Annotated in this window: 20 protein-coding genes; 9 read left to right on the top strand and 11 right to left on the bottom strand. The window is 72.3% G+C overall.

The features are described 5' to 3' along the window. Positions 1-37: 37 nt before the first annotated feature. Together O7620_RS29425 and O7620_RS29420 are read left to right on the top strand one after the other, a co-directional pair. On the top strand, positions 38-541 hold the full coding sequence (locus O7620_RS29425) for an MmpS family transport accessory protein (RefSeq protein WP_278126369.1): 504 nt from the start codon (positions 38-40) through the stop codon (positions 539-541). Positions 542-630: 89 nt separating this feature from the next. Then, a complete protein-coding gene (locus O7620_RS29420; protein ID WP_278126367.1) occupies positions 631-1,827 on the top strand; it encodes a pyridoxal phosphate-dependent aminotransferase in 1,197 nt (398 codons plus the stop codon). Between the two features lie 61 nt (positions 1,828-1,888). Here O7620_RS29420 and glmM read toward each other — a convergent pair whose 3' ends face one another. From glmM to O7620_RS29375, 9 genes are all read right to left on the bottom strand, one after another. Continuing rightward, complete coding sequence (gene glmM, locus O7620_RS29415; protein ID WP_278126365.1) at positions 1,889-3,247, bottom strand: phosphoglucosamine mutase; 1,359 nt, start codon at positions 3,245-3,247, stop codon at positions 1,889-1,891. Between the two features lie 117 nt (positions 3,248-3,364). Continuing rightward, on the bottom strand, positions 3,365-3,832 hold the full coding sequence (rpsI, locus tag O7620_RS29410) for a 30S ribosomal protein S9 (RefSeq protein ID WP_110563055.1): 468 nt from the start codon (positions 3,830-3,832) through the stop codon (positions 3,365-3,367). A gap of 20 nt (positions 3,833-3,852) precedes the next feature. Continuing rightward, on the bottom strand, positions 3,853-4,296 hold the full coding sequence (gene rplM / locus O7620_RS29405; protein ID WP_007465158.1) for a 50S ribosomal protein L13: 444 nt from the start codon (positions 4,294-4,296) through the stop codon (positions 3,853-3,855). Positions 4,297-4,505: 209 nt separating this feature from the next. Then, positions 4,506-5,888: a nitrate/nitrite transporter gene (locus O7620_RS29400; RefSeq protein ID WP_278126362.1), complete on the bottom strand. Its 1,383-nt coding sequence runs from the start codon at positions 5,886-5,888 to the stop codon at positions 4,506-4,508. Between the two features lie 128 nt (positions 5,889-6,016). Next, on the bottom strand, positions 6,017-6,310 hold the full coding sequence (locus O7620_RS29395; RefSeq protein ID WP_151488090.1) for a hypothetical protein: 294 nt from the start codon (positions 6,308-6,310) through the stop codon (positions 6,017-6,019). Beyond that, the gene (locus O7620_RS29390) at positions 6,300-6,587 is read right to left on the bottom strand and encodes a DUF6364 family protein (protein WP_278126360.1); all 288 of its coding nucleotides are present in this window, start codon (positions 6,585-6,587) and stop codon (positions 6,300-6,302) included. The genes O7620_RS29395 and O7620_RS29390 overlap by 11 nt, the downstream gene beginning before the upstream one ends. A gap of 53 nt (positions 6,588-6,640) precedes the next feature. Then, entirely contained in the window at positions 6,641-7,336 is a 696-nt protein-coding gene (locus tag O7620_RS29385; RefSeq protein ID WP_278126359.1) for a class I SAM-dependent methyltransferase, read from the bottom strand. Positions 7,337-7,526: 190 nt separating this feature from the next. Further along, positions 7,527-7,724, bottom strand: coding sequence for a DUF397 domain-containing protein (locus O7620_RS29380; protein WP_278126357.1), 198 nt, complete (start codon positions 7,722-7,724; stop codon positions 7,527-7,529). Continuing rightward, positions 7,715-8,482: a helix-turn-helix transcriptional regulator gene (locus O7620_RS29375; RefSeq protein WP_278126356.1), complete on the bottom strand. Its 768-nt coding sequence runs from the start codon at positions 8,480-8,482 to the stop codon at positions 7,715-7,717. The genes O7620_RS29380 and O7620_RS29375 overlap by 10 nt, the downstream gene beginning before the upstream one ends. 265 nt (positions 8,483-8,747) lie before the next feature. On the opposite strand from O7620_RS29375, the gene O7620_RS29370 reads away from it, so the two are divergent. The 7 genes from O7620_RS29370 to O7620_RS29340 all read left to right on the top strand — a co-directional run bounded on the left by O7620_RS29370 (position 8,748) and on the right by O7620_RS29340 (position 17,011). Beyond that, positions 8,748-9,077, top strand: coding sequence for a hypothetical protein (locus tag O7620_RS29370; protein ID WP_278126354.1), 330 nt, complete (start codon positions 8,748-8,750; stop codon positions 9,075-9,077). Beyond that, complete coding sequence (locus O7620_RS29365; protein WP_278126353.1) at positions 9,074-9,349, top strand: hypothetical protein; 276 nt, start codon at positions 9,074-9,076, stop codon at positions 9,347-9,349. The genes O7620_RS29370 and O7620_RS29365 overlap by 4 nt, the downstream gene beginning before the upstream one ends. Before the next feature lie 169 nt (positions 9,350-9,518). Then, entirely contained in the window at positions 9,519-11,651 is a 2,133-nt protein-coding gene (locus O7620_RS29360; RefSeq protein ID WP_278126351.1) for a molybdopterin oxidoreductase family protein, read from the top strand. Then, positions 11,648-13,087, top strand: coding sequence for an FAD-dependent oxidoreductase (locus tag O7620_RS29355; RefSeq protein ID WP_278126350.1), 1,440 nt, complete (start codon positions 11,648-11,650; stop codon positions 13,085-13,087). The genes O7620_RS29360 and O7620_RS29355 overlap by 4 nt, the downstream gene beginning before the upstream one ends. After that, on the top strand, positions 13,084-15,579 hold the full coding sequence (gene nirB, locus O7620_RS29350; RefSeq protein WP_278126349.1) for a nitrite reductase large subunit NirB: 2,496 nt from the start codon (positions 13,084-13,086) through the stop codon (positions 15,577-15,579). Before O7620_RS29355 ends, nirB begins: the two co-directional genes overlap by 4 nt. Continuing rightward, positions 15,576-15,923 carry a nitrite reductase small subunit NirD gene (gene nirD / locus O7620_RS29345; RefSeq protein ID WP_151488098.1) on the top strand — a complete coding sequence of 116 codons (348 nt, stop codon included), beginning with the start codon at positions 15,576-15,578 and terminating at the stop codon, positions 15,921-15,923. The genes nirB and nirD overlap by 4 nt, the downstream gene beginning before the upstream one ends. Next, entirely contained in the window at positions 15,923-17,011 is a 1,089-nt protein-coding gene (locus O7620_RS29340) for a uroporphyrinogen-III synthase (protein WP_278126348.1), read from the top strand. Before nirD ends, O7620_RS29340 begins: the two co-directional genes overlap by 1 nt. A 43-nt stretch (positions 17,012-17,054) precedes the next feature. On the opposite strand, the gene O7620_RS29335 is transcribed toward O7620_RS29340, so the two are convergent. After that, complete coding sequence (locus O7620_RS29335; RefSeq protein WP_278126347.1) at positions 17,055-17,678, bottom strand: ATP/GTP-binding protein; 624 nt, start codon at positions 17,676-17,678, stop codon at positions 17,055-17,057. Beyond that, positions 17,659-18,024: a DUF742 domain-containing protein gene (locus tag O7620_RS29330; protein ID WP_088950207.1), complete on the bottom strand. Its 366-nt coding sequence runs from the start codon at positions 18,022-18,024 to the stop codon at positions 17,659-17,661. Before O7620_RS29330 ends, O7620_RS29335 begins: the two co-directional genes overlap by 20 nt. Positions 18,025-18,045: the final 21 nt, after the last annotated feature.

The raw sequence follows: 18,045 nt of genomic DNA, 5'->3' as shown, positions 1-18,045 counted from the left end.
CGGCGCCTCCGCGGGCAGCGGTCGGGTCGTCGGGATCGTGATCGCGGTCGTCGTGACGCTGGTGTTGATCGTCTGCGGCTGCGTCTGCGGGGCCGGCCTGCTGCTCGAAGCGTCCAGCCCGGATCCGGTCGCCGGAGAGCCGTACCCCGTCCCCGACGACGGCTGGACCGCCCCCAGCGCCGAGCCGGGCACCGCCGGGCCGACGACCGCGGCACCCAGCCCGACCAAGAAGCCGATCACCCGACCGACATCGGGGCCGGCACCGGTGACGGTGGTCTACGAGGTCACCGGTTCGGGTACGGCGGACATCGCCTACTACGACGCCGAGAGCGACCTCATCCACGTCGACGCCGCGAAGCTGCCCTGGCGCACCACCATCCGGACCGACGGCCAGAGCCGGGTCATGGTGGAGGCCACCTGGCCGGACATCGACTATCACGGGCCGATCGACTGCACGGTCACGGTCACCGGCACCGACGCCGGCAAGCCGATCGTCGACAAGACGCGGGGGTACTGGCGGACGACCTGCGAGGTCGGATGAGGCCGAGCGCAGCCGGGCGCGGCTCCGTCGACCAAGCACGCGACGGTGAGGCTGGGGTTCGACCGGCGGGTGCCCGTAGGCTGGCGCAGGTGACGACGAGCACCGATGTCGACCCGCTGGTGGCCCGGATGCGGCCGTTCGGCACGACGATCTTCGCCGAGATGTCCGCCCTCGCCGTGCGCACCGGCGCGGTCAACCTGGGCCAGGGCTTCCCCGACACGGACGGCCCTCCGGAGATGCTGGCCGCGGCGGCCGAAGCGCTGCGCGGCGGCCACAACCAGTACCCGCCAGGCCCGGGGATCCCCGCTCTCCGCGCGGCGGTCGCGGCCCACCAGCGGCGGTTCCACGACCTGGCGTACGACCCGGACGGCGAGATCGTGATCACGGCGGGCGCGACCGAGGCCGTCGCGGCGAGCATCCTCGCCCTCTGCGAGCCGGGCGACGAGGTGGTCTGCTTCGAGCCGTACTACGACTCGTACGCCGCCTCGATCGCGCTGGCCGGCGCGGTCCGGCGGCCGGTGACGCTGCGCCCCGCGGCCGACGGCCGGTACGCCTTCGACCCGGCGGCGTTGCGCGCGGCGTTCGGGCCACGCACCCGGCTGGTGCTGCTCAACTCACCGCACAACCCGACCGGCAAGGTGTTCACCCCGGCCGAGCTGACGCTGGTCGCCGAGTTGTGCCAGGAGTTCGGCGCGTACGCGGTCACCGACGAGGTGTACGAGCATCTGGTCTTCACCGACGCGGCGAGCCCGCACGTGTCGTTGGCCAGCCTGCCCGGGATGCGGGAGCGGACGCTGCGCATCTCCTCGGCCGGCAAGACGTTCTCCTGCACGGGGTGGAAGGTCGGTTGGGCGAGCGGCCCGGCGGCGCTGGTGTCGGCGGTGCTGCGGGTGAAGCAGTTCCTGACCTTCGTCAACGCCGGACCGCTGCAACCGGCGGTCGCCGTGGCGCTGGCGCTGCCGGACGACTACTACCTCGGCTTCCGCGACGGGCTCCAGCAGCGCCGCGACCAGCTCGTCGGCGGTCTCACCGACGCCGGCTTCGACGTGCTCGCCCCGGAGGGGACGTACTTCGTCACCGCCGACATCACGGCCCTCGGCGGCACGGACGGGGTGGAGTTCTGCCGCTCCCTGCCGGAGCGGTGCGGGGTGGTGGCGGTGCCCACCCAGGTCTTCTACGACGACGTCGACGCGGGCCGGCGGCTGGTCCGGTTCGCCTTCTGCAAGCGCCCGGAGGTGCTCACCGAGGCGGTCACCCGGTTGCGTGCCCTGACCCCGGCCGGCTGATCCCGGCCCTGACGCTGTGGAGCTGAGTCGGTCCACGACCTCAGCTCCACAGCGTGAACCGTCAGGACGCGGTGGGGCTGGCGGTGCGGACCAGCGCGGCGATCCGCTCGGCGACCGCGCGGGCGGTCGCCTCGGTGGCCGCCTCGACCATCACCCGGACCAGCGGCTCGGTGCCCGAGGGCCGCAGCAGCACCCGCCCGGTCTCGCCCAGCTCGGCCTCGGCCCGCTCGACCTCGGCGCGGACGACCGGCGCGGCGGCACCGACGGTGCGGTCCCCCACCGGCACGTTGATCAGCACCTGGGGCAGCTTGGTGACCACGGATGCCAGTTCGGCGAGGGACTGGCCGGTGGCCGCCATCCGGGCCATCAGGTGCAGCCCGGTGAGCACCCCGTCGCCGGTGGTGGCGTGGGCGGGCATGACGATGTGGCCGCTCTGCTCGCCGCCGAGCGCCAGCCCGGACGCCCGCAGCTCCTCCAGCACGTACCGGTCGCCGACCTTCGTCTCGATCAGCCGGATGCCCTGTGCGGACATGGCCAGTCGCAGGCCGAGGTTGCTCATCACGGTCGCGACCAGGGTGTCCTGGGTGAGCGTGCCGGCGTCGCGCATGGCCAGCGCGAGGATCGCCATGACCTGGTCGCCGTCCACCTCGTCGCCGTCGGCGGTGACCGCCACGCAGCGGTCGGCGTCACCGTCGTGGGCGATGCCCAGGTGGGCGCCGTGCTGCACCACGGCCTCGCGCAGCGCCTCGATGTGGTTGGAGCCGCACTCGTCGTTGATGTTCAGCCCGTCGGGCTCGGCGTGGATCGCCACGACCTCCGCGCCGGCCTCCCGGTACGCGACGGGGGCCACCTCGGCGGCGGCGCCGTTGGCGCAGTCGACCACGACCTTGATCCCGTCGAGCCGGTGCGGCAGGGTGCCGACCAGGTGCTGGACGTAGTGGTCGGCGCCGTCGAGCAGGTCGTGCACCCGGCCGACGCCGGCGCCGATCGGCCGGTCCCACGCGGTGGTGGCGTTCGCCTCGACGGCCGCCTCGATCTGCATCTCGATCTCGTCGGGCAGCTTGTGGCCGCCGGCGGCGAAGAGCTTGATGCCGTTGTCCGGCATCGGGTTGTGTGACGCGGACAGCATCACCCCGAGGTCGGCCTTCGCCTCGGCGGTGAGGAACGCCACGGCCGGGGTGGGCAGCACCCCGACCCGCACCACGTTCGCGCCGGCGCTGGTCAGGCCGGCCACGACGGCCGCCTCCAGCATCTCGCCGCTGGCGCGGGTGTCCCGGCCGACGACCGCCAGCGGCGGATGGCTGCGGTCCGTCTCGGCGAGTGTGTGCGCGGCGGCCACCGCGAGCGCGAGCGCCAATTCGGGTGTGAGATCCGCGTTCGCGCGCCCGCGTACGCCGTCCGTGCCGAACAACCGACCCATACCCGCCAACCTCCGATGAGCACTGCCGATGAGGAGAAAGCGGAACGGCCGGCCCACCTCCCCGGTCGAGGGGAGGCGGACCGGCCGTCCGTCAGAAGTACAACGCGCTGGTGAAGATCAGCGCTTCGAGTACTGGGGAGCCTTACGGGCCTTCTTGAGGCCGTACTTCTTGCTCTCCTTGACCCGGGCGTCCCGGGTGAGGAAGCCGGCCTTCTTGAGGGCCGGGCGGTCGTCCGGCTCGTTGACGATCAGCGCACGGGCGATGGCCAGCCGCAGCGCACCGGCCTGGCCGGTGGTGCCGCCGCCACGCAGGTTGGCGATGACGTCGAACGCCTCGGGCTTCTCGGCGGTGACCAGCGGGTCCTTGATGAGCTGCTGGTGCACCTTGCTCGGGAAGTAGGCCTCGAGGTCGCGGCCGTTGCAGGTGATCTTGCCGGTGCCCGGAACGATACGGACCCGGACGATTGCCTCCTTGCGCCGACCCACGGTCTGGATCGGGCGGTCACCACGCGGCGCGCGGGCGACGGGCGCCGGCGCCTCGGTGGCCTCAGGGGCAACCTCGGTCTCGGTGGTGATGTCGGTCATGCTGCTTCCTTCGCCCGCGCTCACTGCGCGATCTGCTTGATCTCGAACGGCACCGGCTGCTGCGCGAGGTGCGGGTGCTCGGCACCGGCGTAGACCTTCAGCTTCTTGATCAGCTGACGGCCGAGCTTGTTGTGCGGGAGCATCCCCTTCACAGCCAGCTCGATGGCCCGCTCGGGGCGCTTGGTCAGCAGCTCGTCGTAGCCGACCTGCTTCAGACCACCCGGGTAACCCGAGTGGCGGTAAGCGACCTTGGTCTGGCGCTTGTTGCCGGTCAGCGCAACCTTGCCCGCGTTCACGATGACGACGAAGTCGCCCGTGTCGACGTGCGGCGCGAAAGTCGGCTTGTGCTTACCACGCAGCAACGTGGCGGCGTGGGTGGCCAGGCGGCCCAGCACGACATCAGAGGCGTCGATGACGTGCCACTGACGCTCGATCTCACCCGGCTTCGGGCTGTACGTACGCACAGGTCTACCTTGTCTCGTCGTCGGTCTGGGGTCGCGCGCCGAGGTGACCAGATCTTGCAGGCCGGACCAGCGCGCACGAACGACCAAGCGTACCTGATGGGGCACGCCTCTGGATGTCGTACAACAGCAGGCAACGATACCCGGCGCCCCATCGGCAGGTCAAAACGGGGGTCCGGCCTCGCACGCCAACGCGCCGGGCGTGGCCCAGCTCACACCCCGGCGAGCCGTCCGGCCCTCGGACGACGGTAGACGACCCAGGTGGCCGCGAAGCACAGCGCGTACCAGCCGATGAATGCCAGGTAGGCGGCGTCGGCGTTGCCTGAGCCGAGGAACGACTGGCGGAAGGCGATGTTGACCAGCACCCCGCCGGAGGCCCCCACCGCACCGGCGATGCCGATCAACGCTCCGGTCATCCGCCGCGCCCACCGTGCGGCGGCCTCGGGGTCGCGCCGGCCGGTGGCCACCGCGTCCGCCGCCCGGGCCCGGAAGATCGCCGGGATCATCTTGTACGTGGAGCCGTTGCCGACGCCGGAGAAGACGAAGAGGGCCAGGAAACCGGTCAGGTAGAGCCCGAACGAGCGCTCCCGGGCCGCGTACAGGACGACGGCGGCGCCGGCCGCCATCGCCACGAAGTTCCAGAAGGTCACCCGGGCGCCGCCGAGCCGGTCGGCGAGGTGCCCGCCCAGCGGCCGGATCAGCGAACCCACCAGCGGACCCAGGAAGGTCAACCAGGCGGCGTCGACGGGGGTGGGGAAGCGCTCGGCGAACTGGAGCTGGAGCACCTGGCCGAACGCGAAGCCGAACCCGATGAACGAGCCGAAGGTGCCGATGTAGAGCAGCGACATGACCAAGGTGTGCGGGTCGCGGGCGGCCTCGCGCAGCGCGCCCGGCTCGTTGCGCGCCCCGGGGACCGTGTCCAACCAGCGGGCCGCCGCCAGCGCGGCCAGCACGATGAGCGGCAGGTAGACGGCCGGGACCAGCCGGGGGTACGCGGCACCGGCGGTGGCGAGCACCGCCAGCCCGACCAGTTGCACCGCGGGTACGCCCAGGTTGCCGCCGCCGGCGTTGAGGCCGAGGGCGCGGCCCTTGAGCCGGGACGGATAGAACAGGTTGATGTTCGCCATCGAGGAGGCGAAGTTGCCGCCGCCGACCCCGGTGAGGCACGCGAGCACCATCAGCGTGGAGTAGGACACCCCGGGTTCCAGCAGCACCGTCATCGGCACCGTGGGCACGAGCAGCAGCAGCGCGCTGATGATCGTCCAGCGCCGCCCGCCGAAGCGGGCCACGGCCAGCGTGTACGGCAGTCGCAGCACCGCGCCCAGTGCGGCCGGCACGGCGGTGAGCAGGAACTTGCCGGCCGGGTCGATGCCGTACGCGGGGCCGAGGAAGAGCACGGTCACCGACCAGAGGCTCCACACCGAGAACCCGACGTGCTCGGCGAAGATCGACACCCAGAGGTTGCGCCGGGCGATGGGCGCACCGGTCGTCCGCCAGAAGTCGGGGTCCTCGGGACGCCAGTCGTCGAGGGCGCGCGGACGGCCGGTGACGGCAGGCGGTCCGGCGGTGACTGCGGTGCTGGTGAGCGTGCTCACGGCGGCTCCTCCTCGTCGATGTGACGAGGGGAAACGCTAGGAACGCGGGGTTACCTGGCAGTGCCCGTCGCGGGTCGGACGGGAAACGGGGAGCGCACCACGGGCGGGCGGCGGTGGTGAGGTCGGCGTCAGAGTTGCTGGAGGATGCGCAGCGCGCGGCCCACCCGGAGCATGGTGTCGGTGTCGGCGACGTCCACGCAGTCGGTGAACCACTTCTTCATCGGCGAGGAGATGCGGTCGGGCATCACCACGTACCGGCCCATCGACACGGCGAGCGGGGAGTCGCGCAGCAGCGACTCCTCGACGACCTCGACCACGATCACGATGGGTACGTCGGTGGAGTTGTAGACGTCCGAGCTGATCACGAGACCGAGGCGTTCCCGGGCGCCCTCGATGCGCCAGACCTCACCCCTACGCAGCACGCGGCCGGCCGCCGGAGAGCAGGTCGTTGACCATGCCCACCTCGCGGGCGTCGGCGAGGGCGGCGGACTCCAGGTCGAGGTTGGCGCGGCCCACGGCGGCGGCGTGCGCGGTGAACACCTCGCGCAGCGCCTTCTCCCGGGCGGCCTGGTCCATCCACGCGGAGAGCGACAGCCCCTCGCGCTTGGCGAACCGCCGCGCCTCCTCGATCGTCTCGTCGGTGAACGACAGAGTCACCTTGGCAGTCATGCGGCTGAGACTACCCATCGGTATGACCATCAGTCATCCACGCGTCGACCGGCTCGTCCTTCGGCGTCGAAACGGACATGCCGTCACCGGGCCCGTCCACCGAACACCGCGAAGCGCCACTCCTTGAAGTAGCAGTCGACGTCGCCCAGGCCGGCTTCGGCGAGCCAGCGGCACTGGTCGGCCACGGTCGCGGGACGGTCGTGCCGCATCCGCTGCCGGGAGCCCGCGATCTCGTCGGGCGACGCGCCCAGCTCGGTGATCCGCCGCATCCACACCTCGTCGTAGCGCCGGTCCAGGGCCGGGGTGGGACCGGCCACCTGCTCGGCGTTGACGAACACGCCAACCGGTGCCAGCGCCGCCGCGGCCCGTCGGTAGAGCGCCCGCTTGCCGTCGTCGTCCAGGTGGTGGATCGCCAGCGCGCTGACCACCGCGTCGTACCGGCCGGGCGGCAGCGGGTCGGCCAGGTCGGCCAGCACCGTCCGGTGCGGCACGGACCGAGCGCGCAGTTCGTCGGTGGCGCGGGCGAGCATCGCCGGCGCCCCGTCCACCAGGGTCAGCCGAACCCCGGGCACCGCCGTGGCGAGCAGCAGCGAGAGCAGGCCGGTGCCGGCGCCCAGATCCAACACCTCGGGGGTACGACCGGCGGCCAGCGCGGCGCGCAGTGGCGGTGCGGCCACCTCGACCGCAGTGCCGTAGAAGGCGTCGAAGCAGGGAATGAGTCGCCGACGGGACTCGTCGTAGCTGCCGGCCACCGCGTCGAAGACGTCCGTCACGCTCATCGCGGCTCCCAAAATTTGAGACTGTTTTCCCACATTATAAACTCGGTGGGTCAAGGGCGCTGCTGTGTACAAGGTGGGCCGCGCCGACGAATGGCGAACGCCGCGGCGCTCCCGTTCCCACGCCAGCGCTCCTGGCCCCGAACATGCAAAAAAGCCCCCGGCGAACCGGGGGCCTCTGCGTTGCTGCTGGTCAAGCCGCGTTGTCGGCCTTCGCCATGTCGACGAACGCCCGCCATGCCATCGGGCCGAAGACCAACGCCGGCCCTGCCGCGTCCTTCGAGTCCCGCACGGCAACGATGCCAGGCAGGTTGTCCGCAACCTCGACGCAGTCGCCGCCATTGCCGCTGCTGCGAGTGCTCTTACGCCACTGCGCGCCGGTCAGTTCCATGTCTTCGCCATCTCCGTAAATAGATCGACGGATTGCCAGTGGGACAGCGCCTCACCGCGTACGTTCTCCCACGCGACCAGCATCGCCGCTATGTCCTCGGCACCGGTAACGACGTGCCCCTGAAGCTGATTGTCGAGGTAGCCGGCAATCCGATGCTCGGACCCCACGGCGATCACGAAGGGACCGTTCAGGCCAGCGTACGCACCGACGGTTGAGGGCACGATGTGCACGCGGACGTGCGGGGCTTCGCACGCGGTGATGAGGGCCTGGACCTGCTCACGCATGGTGGCTCGTCCACCGACTGGCCGCCGCAACACGGCTTCGTCTACAACGGCGGTGAAGTGGGGCGGGTCTTCGCGGGTCAGGATGCTTTGCCGGGCGAGTCGTGAGGCCAGGTGCCGCTCGACGTCGCTGCGGGCGATGACGTCGGCTCCGGCGAGTACCGCGCGAGCGTATGCCTCGGTCTGGAGCAGCCCGGGGAGGACGGTCGACTGAAACGACCGCAGCGAGATCGCCTCGCGCTCGATCTCTTGCCATGGTCGGAACCAAACTGGTTCGCGGCGTCTTGAAGTGTCCGGCCAGATGTCCCCTATGGGCCGTCGGAGCGCGCTCGCCGCCGCCTCCCGGTGTCGGGGGTGGGGGATGTGGTCGTGGTTCAGCCAACGAGCGACCGTCTTTCGATCGACCCCGACCAGTCCCGCCAGGGACTCAATCGAGTGCCCCGTCTCGGCTAACGCGGCGCGTAGCGCATCGTTCACGACTTCCTCCATCGGATGCGCGGAATGTCTCCCGACCATATCGATACGGGCTGTTTCTGTTCCATCACTGGCCGCAAGGTGGGAGCAGGTGTCGCATCCGGTAGGGACCACAGAGCCCGGCGGACGCGTTCGCACCGGGGCCAACCTTGACCTGCCCAGATCTTGGACAGTTTCCGTTCTCTCTCAACGGAAACTGTCCAAGATCTCCACGGGCGAGCACTCATGGGGGCGGCCTCTTCCCGACGTGACGACCAGGGGGAGCACCGTGCCGGACGAGCTACCCGATTGGACACCCAAGCCGAAGCCCACCGCGCGGAAGCCGCACTCGGGCGACGTCCTGCACCTGACCCGCGCCGCGAGTGTGCAGTTCCTGCGCCCGATCTTCGTCCGCGTGATTCGCGTTCTCGATTGGCCGACGTACGACGGGTGGCTGTGGATTGACGGTTATGAGCTGGCCGCGAATGGCGATGCGGTCGCGCGCCGATCCCTCTTCGTGATGCCAGCAGGCCTGATCTGGCCGGACACGCCCGCCCTGGTGGCACGTCGCTCAACCACGCGCGCTCAGGTCAAGCGAGGCCCGGTGAGGGCCGGATGACCCGCCGCCCTCGTCCGCACCATCCGATGCGCCCCGCGTGGCTCTGTCGCAACTGCGCCGCGCCCTGGCCGTGTCCGCCGGCTCAGCTTCACCTCGCGACCGAGTTCTACGGCCACTCGATCGCCCTGGCGTTCTACCTGGGAGCGAACATGCAGGACGCTCTTGACGACCTGTACTCCCTGGGCGTCCGCCCCAATCTGCGGGCGCATCACGCCCGGTTCCTGGGCTGGCTGTCCCTGACTCGCCGACCTCGGCGCGCCGACTTGCGCTGACCGCCCCACGAGCTGAAGCCCGGCGCCGCCGCGCTGGTCAAGCGTCCGTCCGAGACCGCCAGCACCCACCCGTCACGCCCGTTGCCCCTGTGCGGTGTGAGCCCCACTTGACAGGACCGAAACAGAAGGGACCCGGACCGGAAACCGCCCGGCGGCACGCTTTGCCGACATGACAGACGGTGCATGGTCGGCCACTCGGCCGGGGCTGGCGCCCCGGGAGGTGGCGACGCACTGCCCGTACTGCGCCCTTCAGTGCGGCATGACCCTGCGCGCGGACGGCGACGGGGTGACCGTGCACCCCCGCCAGTTCCCCACCAACCGCGGTGGGCTGTGCCAGAAGGGCTGGACCGCCGCCGACCTGCTCGACCACCCGGACCGGCTGACCACTCCCCTGCTGCGCGACCCGGCCACCGGCGAGCTGCGCCCGGCGAGCTGGGACGCCGCACTGGACCGGATCGTCGCGGGCATCCGCACCGTGCAGGACGACGCCGGCCGGGACGCGGTCGCCGTCTTCGGCGGCGGTGGCCTGACCAACGAGAAGGCGTACACCCTGGGGAAGTTCGCCCGGATCGGGCTGCGCACCCGGCACATCGACTACAACGGACGGTTCTGCATGTCCTCGGCGGCCGCCGCCGGGATGCGCGCCTTCGGCGTCGACCGGGGGCTGCCGTTCCCGCTCGCCGACCTGGGCCGGGCCGACACGCTGCTGCTGGTCGGCGCCAATCCGGCGGAGACCATGCCGCCGCTGGTGCGCTGGCTCACCGAGCAACGCCGCGCCGGCGGCCGGCTGATCGTCGTCGACCCCCGCCTCACCGCCACCGCCCGCCAGGCCGACCTGCACCTGCAACCGCTGCCCGGCACCGACCTCGCGGTGGCCAACGCGCTGCTGCACATCGCGCTCACCGAGGGCTGGGTCGACCAGGCGTACGTGGCCGAGCGGACCACCGGTTTCGAGGCGGTCCGCCGCAGCGTCGCCGCCTGGTGGCCGGCCCGCGCGGAGCAGCTCTCCGGGGTGCCGGTCGCCGACCTGGAGGCGACCGCCCGCGCGTTGGGCACCGGCGGACGGGTGATCATCCTGACCGCGCGCGGCGCCGAGCAGCACGCCAAGGGCGTCGACACGGTCACCGCGTACGTCAATCTGGCTCTCGCCCTCGGCCTGCCCGGCCGCGACGGCTCGGGGTACGGCTGCCTCACCGGCCAGGGCAACGGCCAGGGCGGGCGGGAGCACGGGCAGAAGGCCGACCAGCTCCCCGGCTACCGGAAGATCGACGACCCGGTGGCCCGGGAGCACGTGGCCGGGGTCTGGGGCGTGCCCGCCGACGAGCTGCCCGGCCCGGGTGTGCCGGCGTACCAGCTGCTCGATTCGCTCGGCACGCCCGACGGCCCGCGCGCGTTGCTGGTGTTCGGCTCGAACCCGGTGGTCTCCGCGCCCCGGGCGGCCCGCATCGAGCGCCGGCTGCGCGACCTCGATCTGCTGGTCGTCGCCGACCTGCTGCTGTCCGAGACGGCGGCGCTGGCCGACGTGGTGCTGCCCACCGCGCAGTGGGCCGAGGAGGACGGCACGATGACCAATCTGGAGGGTCGGGTGCTGCGCCGGCGTGCGCTGCGCCCGCCGCCGCCCGGCGTCCGGACCGACCTGGCCATCATCGCCGACCTCGCGGCGAGGCTGGCCCCCGAACAGGCGGCGGCCACCAACGCGGCGGCCCGGTTCCCGACCGACCCCGCCGTCGTCTTCGCCGAGCTGCGCCGCGCGTCCGCCGGCGGCACCGCCGACTACGCCGGCATCACCTGGGCGCGGATCGACGCCGCCGACGGCGTCCACTGGCCCTGCCCCAGCGAGGACGGGCCGGACACACCCCGACTCTTCGCCGACCGCTTCGCCACCCCGGACGGCCGGGCCCGGTTCCACCCCGTCGACCACCGGCCGGCCGCCGAGGAGGTCTGCGACACGTACCCGCTGCACTTCACCACCGGCCGGGTGCTGGCCCAGTACCAGTCCGGCACCCAGACCCGCCGCGTTGCCGCCCTGCGCCGCGCCGCACCCGAGGCGTTCGTCGAGCTGCACCCCGACCTGGCCGTCCGGCTGGGCATCGACGACGGCGACCCGGTGCTGGTCACGTCCCGCCGGGGTGAACTGCGCGCTCCGGCCCGCCTCAGCGCGGGCATCCGACCGGACACCGTCTTCGCGCCGTTCCACTGGGCCGGGGCCGGCCGGGCCAACTCGGTGACCAACGACGCGGTGGACCCGATCTCCGGGATGCCCGAATTCAAGATCTGCGCGGTACGGGTGGAGAAGGCATGACGACCCGGGTGGTGATCGTCGGCAACGGGATGGCGGGCGCCCGCCTCGCCGGTGAACTGCACGCCCGCGAAGGCGACCGGAAGGTCACCGTCCTCGGGGCCGAGCCGCACCGCGCGTACAACCGGATCATGCTCTCCACCCTGCTGGCGGGCCGGATCGGCGAGCCGGACGTGGAGCTGACCGAGGCCGCCGGGCACGGCATCGACAGGCGCACCGGCGTACCGGTGACCACGGTGGACCGCTCCGCCCGGGAGGTCCGCACCGCCGACGGCGAACGGATCGGATACGACCACCTGGTGCTGGCCACCGGCGCCCGGGCGGTGGTGCCGCCGCTACCCGGCCTCGACCCGGCCGACCTCCCGCCGCGGGTGGTGCCGTTCCGGACCCTGGACGACTGCCAGCGGATCATCGCGGCGGCCCACGGCGCGCGCAGCGCGCTCGTGCTCGGCGGCGGGCTGCTCGGCCTGGAGGCCGCCCGAGGGCTCGCCACCCGAGGGCTGACCACCACCGTGGTGCACCACACCGGGCACCTGATGGAACGGCAGCTCGACCCGGCGGCCAGCGCGGTGCTCGCCGGCACCCTCACCGGCCTCGGCGTCACCATCCAACTCGCCGTGCCGGCGACCGGCGTGGTCGCGGACGACACGGGTGTACGCCTCGACCTGGCCGACGGTCGGTCGCTGCGCGCCGATCTGCTGGTGCTCTCCTGCGGCGTACGCCCGGACACCGCCCTCGCGCGGGCCGCCGGCCTGACCGTGCGACGTGGTGTGGTGGTGGACGACCGGCTGCGCACCGACGACCGGAGCATCTCGGCGATCGGCGACTGCGCCGAGCACGACGGCGCGCTCACCGGCCTGGTGGCACCCGCCTGGGCCCAGGCCCGGGTGCTCGCCGACGTGCTGAGCGGCACCGACCCGCTGGCCCGCTACCGGCCCCGGCCGGTGGTGACCCGACTGAAGGCGGCCGGGATCGACCTGGCCGCCATGGGTGACGCGGTGGGCGGCGAGCCGGGCGAGGAGCTGACCTTCGCCGACCCGACCCGGGGCACGTACGCCCGGCTGCGGATCCGCGACGAGCGTCTGATCGGCGCGATCCTGCTCGGCGACAACCCGGCGGTCGGCACGGTGATCCAACTGTTCGATCGTGGCCATCCGGTGCCCGCCGACCGGCGGGCGCTGCTGCTGGGCCGAGCGCTCGGCGCGACCGGCGCGGCACCCGCCGCGTCACCGGCGCTGATGCCGGACGCGGCCATCGTCTGTCAGTGCAACACGGTGACCAAGGGCGCGCTGGTGCGCTGTTGGCGCTCCGGTGCCCGGACGGCCGACGCGGTGGTCGCGGCGACCCGGGCCGGCACCGGATGCGGCGGCTGCCGGGACGCGGTGGGCGGCATCGTCGACTGGTTGTCCGAGGCGGAATCGGTGGAGGTGACGCGATGAGCGGCGACCTGGTGGTCATCGGCAACGGGATGGTCGGGCAGCGTTTCGTCGACGCGCTGCGCGCCCGGGATCCGCAGGGACGCTGGCGGGTGACCGTGCTCGGCGAGGAGTCCCGTGCGGCGTACGACCGGGTGCGGCTGTCGGCGTTCTTCGACGGGGTGAGCGAGAGCGACCTGAACCTGCACACCCCGCACGACGGGGTGCGGGTGCGTCTCGGCGAGCCGGCCACCGCCATCGACCGGGACCGGCGGGTGGTGACCACCGCCGTCGGCGAGTACCACTACGACGCGCTGGTACTGGCCACCGGTTCGTACGCGTTCGTGCCACCGGTGCCCGGCGCGGAGCTGCCCGGGGTCTTCGTCTACCGGACCCTGGACGACCTGGCGGCGATCCGGGCGTACGCGGACGGCCGCCGGGTCGGCGCGGTGATCGGCGGCGGGCTGCTCGGGCTGGAGGCGGCGAACGCCCTGCGGCTGCTGGGCCTGAGCACCGACGTGGTCGAGTTCGCGCCCCGGTTGATGCCGGTGCAGGTGGACCAGGCCGGCGGCGCGATGCTGCGGCGCTACGTCGAGGAGCTGGGTGTGCGTACCCACCTCGGGGTTGCCACCACCGCGATCCGTCCCGGCCCGGACGGTGCGGTCGCCGCCCTGGAACTCTCCGACGGCAGCGCGGTCGACGCCGAGCTGGTGGTGGTGGCCGCCGGCATCCGACCGCGCGACGAGCTGGCCCGTACCGCCGGTCTGCCGACGGGGCCGCGCGGTGGGGTGCTGGTCGACGAGACGTGCCGCACCGCCGACGAACGGATCTGGGCGGTCGGCGAGTGCGCGGCGGTCGACGGCACCTGCCACGGCCTGGTCGCGCCGGGCTACGCGACGGCCGAGGTGGTGGCCGACCGGTTGGTCGGCGGCGCGGCGACGTTCCCGGGAGCGGACACCGCCACCAAGCTGAAGCTGCTCGGCGTCGACGTGGCCTCGTTCGGCGACGCGCACGGCACCACGCCGGGCTGCCTGGACGTCACGTTCACCGATCCGGCGACCCGGGCGTACGCGAAGCTGGTCCTCTCCGACGACGCGCACACGCTGCTCGGCGGGGTGCTGGTCGGCGACGCCAGCGCGTACCCGACGTTGCGGGCCAGTGTGGGCGGCCCGCTGCCGGCCGCGCCGCTGGCACTGCTCGCCCCCGACGGCGGCGGCGCGGACGCGGGCGCGTTGCCCGCCACCGCGCAGGTCTGCTCCTGCAACGCGGTCACCCGTGGCGACGTGGACGCCGCCATCGCCGACGGCTGCGCGGACGTGCCGGCGTTGAAGGCGTGCACCAGGGCCGGCACCAGCTGCGGCTCCTGCGTGCCGATGCTCAAGCAGCTGCTGGACGCGGCGGGGGTGGCGCAGTCCACGGCCCTGTGCGAGCACTTCGACGTGAGCCGGCGGGAGCTGTTCGAGATCGTCCAGGTGCGCGGCATCCGCACCTTCTCCCGACTGGTGGCCGAGCACGGTCGGGGCCGTGGCTGCGACATCTGCAAGCCGGTGGTGGCGTCGATCCTCGCCTCGCTGGGCAGCGGGCACGTGCTCGACGGGGAGCAGGCGTCGTTGCAGGACACCAACGACCACTTCCTGGCCAACCTGCAACGCGACGGCAGCTACTCGGTGGTGCCCCGGATCCCGGGTGGCGAGATCACCCCGGAGAAGCTGATCGTGATCGGTGAGGTCGCCCGGGACTTCCAGCTCTACACGAAGATCACCGGCGGACAGCGGATCGACCTGTTCGGGGCACGGGTGGAGCAGTTGCCGCTGATCTGGCGACGACTGGTGGACGCCGGGTTCGAGTCCGGTCACGCGTACGGCAAGGCGCTGCGCACGGTGAAGTCCTGCGTCGGCGAGACCTGGTGCCGCTACGGCGTACAGGACTCGGTGGGGTTGGCGGTGGCGCTGGAACTGCGCTACCGGGGGCTGCGCGCTCCCCACAAAATCAAGTCGGCGGTGTCGGGGTGTGCCCGGGAGTGCGCCGAGGCCCGCGGCAAGGACTTCGGCATCATCGCCACGGAGACCGGCTGGAACCTGTACGTCGGTGGCAACGGCGGCTTCCGGCCCCGGCACGCCGACCTGTTCGCCACTGATTTGTCGACAGAAGTGCTGATTCGACTAATCGATAGATTCTTGATGTATTACATCCGTACCGCCGACCGGCTGCAACGCACCGCCGGCTGGATCGAGGCGATGGACGGCGGCCTGGACCACCTGCGCGCCGTGATCGTGGACGACTCGCTGGGCCTCTGCGCCGACCTCGACGCGGCGATGGCCCGGCACGTGTCGTCGTACTCCGACGAGTGGCGCGACGTGCTCGACGACCCGGACCGGCTGCGCCGCTACACCTCGTTCGTCAACGCACCCGACGTGCCCGACCCGTCGATCACCTTCGCGCTGGAACGCGGCCAGCCGGTGCCGGTGCGGGACCGGCAGCCGGTCGCACTGGGCCTACCGGAGGTACGGCGATGAACTCCACCACCACACTGGACTGGACCACGATCTGCCCCCTCGACCGGCTCGAACCCGATCGAGGGGTCGCCGCCCTGGTCGACGGCGTGCAGGTCGCTCTCTTCCGCACCGCGGACGGGCTGTTCGCGATCGACAACCGCGATCCCGTCTCCGGCGCCTACGTGTTGTCCCGGGGCATCGTGGGCAGCCGCGGCGGGGTGCCGACCGTCGCCTCGCCGCTGCACAAGCAGGTGTACGACCTGCACACCGGGCGGTGCCTCGACCTGCCCGGCGTCGCCGTGGCCCGACACGACGCACGTTGCCGCGACGGGCTGGTCGAAGTGCGGCTGCGACGGGAGGGTTGATGCGGGAAGAACTGGCCGGCTTCACCATCGGGGTGACTGCCGACCGGCGGCGCGACGAGCTGGCCGCGCTGCTGGAGCGGCGGGGTGCCCGGGTGGTGCTCGCCCCGGCACTGCGGATCGTGCCGCTGTCCGACGACACCGAACTGCGCGAGGCGACCCGCGCCTGCCTGGACCAACCGCCGGACATCCTGATGGCCAACACCGGCATCGGCATGCGCGGGTGGCTGGAAGCGGCCGAGGGCTGGGGGCTCGCCGAGCCGCTGCGTTCGGTGCTGGCCGGGTCGTACGTGGTGGCCCGAGGACCCAAGGCACGCGGCGCGATCCGAGCGGCGGGACTGCACGACCAGTGGTCGCCCGCCTCGGAGAGCTGCGACGAGGTGGTCGACCACCTGCGTCGGCGCGGCGTGGCCGGGCAGGTCATCGCCATGCAGCTGCACGGCGAACGGCAACCGGAGTGCACGCTCGCGCTGGAGGCGGCCGGCGCGACGGTCATCGAGGTACCGGTCTACCGGTGGGCACCGCCGACCGACCCGGCACCGCTGCACCGACTCATCGACCTGATCGCCGGCCGGCTGGTCGACGCGGTGACGTTCACCTCGGCGCCGGCGGCCGAGGCCCTGCTGCGCGCCGCCGGGGACCGCAGCGAGGCGGTGCTGTCCGCGTTCCGCACCGACGTGCTCGCCAGTTGCGTGGGCGCGGTCACCGCCGAACCGCTGCTGCGGCACGGGATACCGGTCAGCGCCCCGGGTCGGGCCCGGCTGGGGGCGCTCGTACGGACCATCGTCGACGAGTTGCCCCGCCGGACCATGACGTTCAAGGCCGCCGGGCATCTGCTCACCCTGCGCGGTCACGCCGCGGTGATCGACGGCGAACTGCGACCGCTCGCTCCCGCGCCGATGGCGGTGCTGCGGGCGCTGGCCCAGTCCCCCGGCCGGGTTCTGTCGCGGACCGCCCTGCTGCGCACGCTGCCCCGCGGCGCGGACGAGCACGCGGTGGAGATGGCCGTCGCCCGCCTCCGGGCCGGCCTGCGCGCCCCGCGCGTGGTGCAGACCGTGGTCAAGCGCGGCTACCGGCTCCGGGTGGACTGACGCGTCGCGGTCGGCCGGTGCGGACCGGCCGACCGCGACGGGATCAGCCGACGGGCGTGGGGAAACCCCGGCCGTGCTCGGCCTGGAGCCGGAGCATGGCGTGCTCGACCACCGTCACCAGCACCTGCTTGACCGAATCCCGGTGCCGGACGTCGGTCATCACCAGCGGCACCTGCGGCGAGATGGCCAGTGCTTCGCGGACCTCCTCCGCCTCGTACTCGGGAGCACCGTCGAACCGGTTCAGCGCCACCACGTACGGCAGATTGCGGTTCTCGAAGTAGTCCAGCGGGGCGAACGCGTCGGTGATCCGGCGGGTGTCCACCAGCACGGCGGCGCCCACCGCACCCCGGATGATCTCGTCCCACATGAACCAGAACCGGGTCTGACCCGGCGTACCGAACAGGTACAGGATCAGGTCCTGGGCCATCGTGATCCGGCCGAAGTCCATGGCGACCGTGGTGGTCTCCTTGCCCGGCACCTTGGACGGGTCGTCGATGCCGACACCGGCCGCGGTCATCACCGCCTCGGTGGTCAGCGGCGTGATCTCGGAGATCGAACCGACCAGCGTCGTCTTACCGACGCCGAAGCCGCCCGCGACGACGATCTTCGCGGAGACGATTCCCCGGCTCGGCCGCCCCCCAGCGGGGTCATAGCCTGCGAAGTCCACTTAGCACCCTTCCAAGCAGTTCCATCCGCTCCTCGAACCCCTCGGCGGGAGCAGCAGTGTGTAACGTCAGCAGGCTCTCGGCCACCATGTCGGCGACCAACACCCGGGCGACGCCCAGCGGCATCCGGGTGTACGCGGCGATCTCCGCCAGCGACTGTGCACGGCCCTCACAGACCGTGGCGATTCGGTGCTTGTCGTGCCCGGCGAAGCGGGACTCGGCGACCTGGGTGAGGGAGGCCGTGAGGACCGCCTCGAGAGCGATGTCCTGCCGGGGCTCCGTACGACCACGGGTGACCGCGTACGGACGCACCAGAGCACCGCGCGGGTCAACGCGCCGTTGGTCCATCCCCGATCACCTCCTCGTCCC

Source organism: Micromonospora sp. WMMD710 (assembly GCF_029626045.1).
In the GTDB taxonomy this organism is placed as follows: domain Bacteria; phylum Actinomycetota; class Actinomycetes; order Mycobacteriales; family Micromonosporaceae; genus Micromonospora.
The sequence above is the reverse complement of the archived record's forward strand: the minus strand, read 5'-3'. Positions and strand labels throughout refer to the sequence as shown.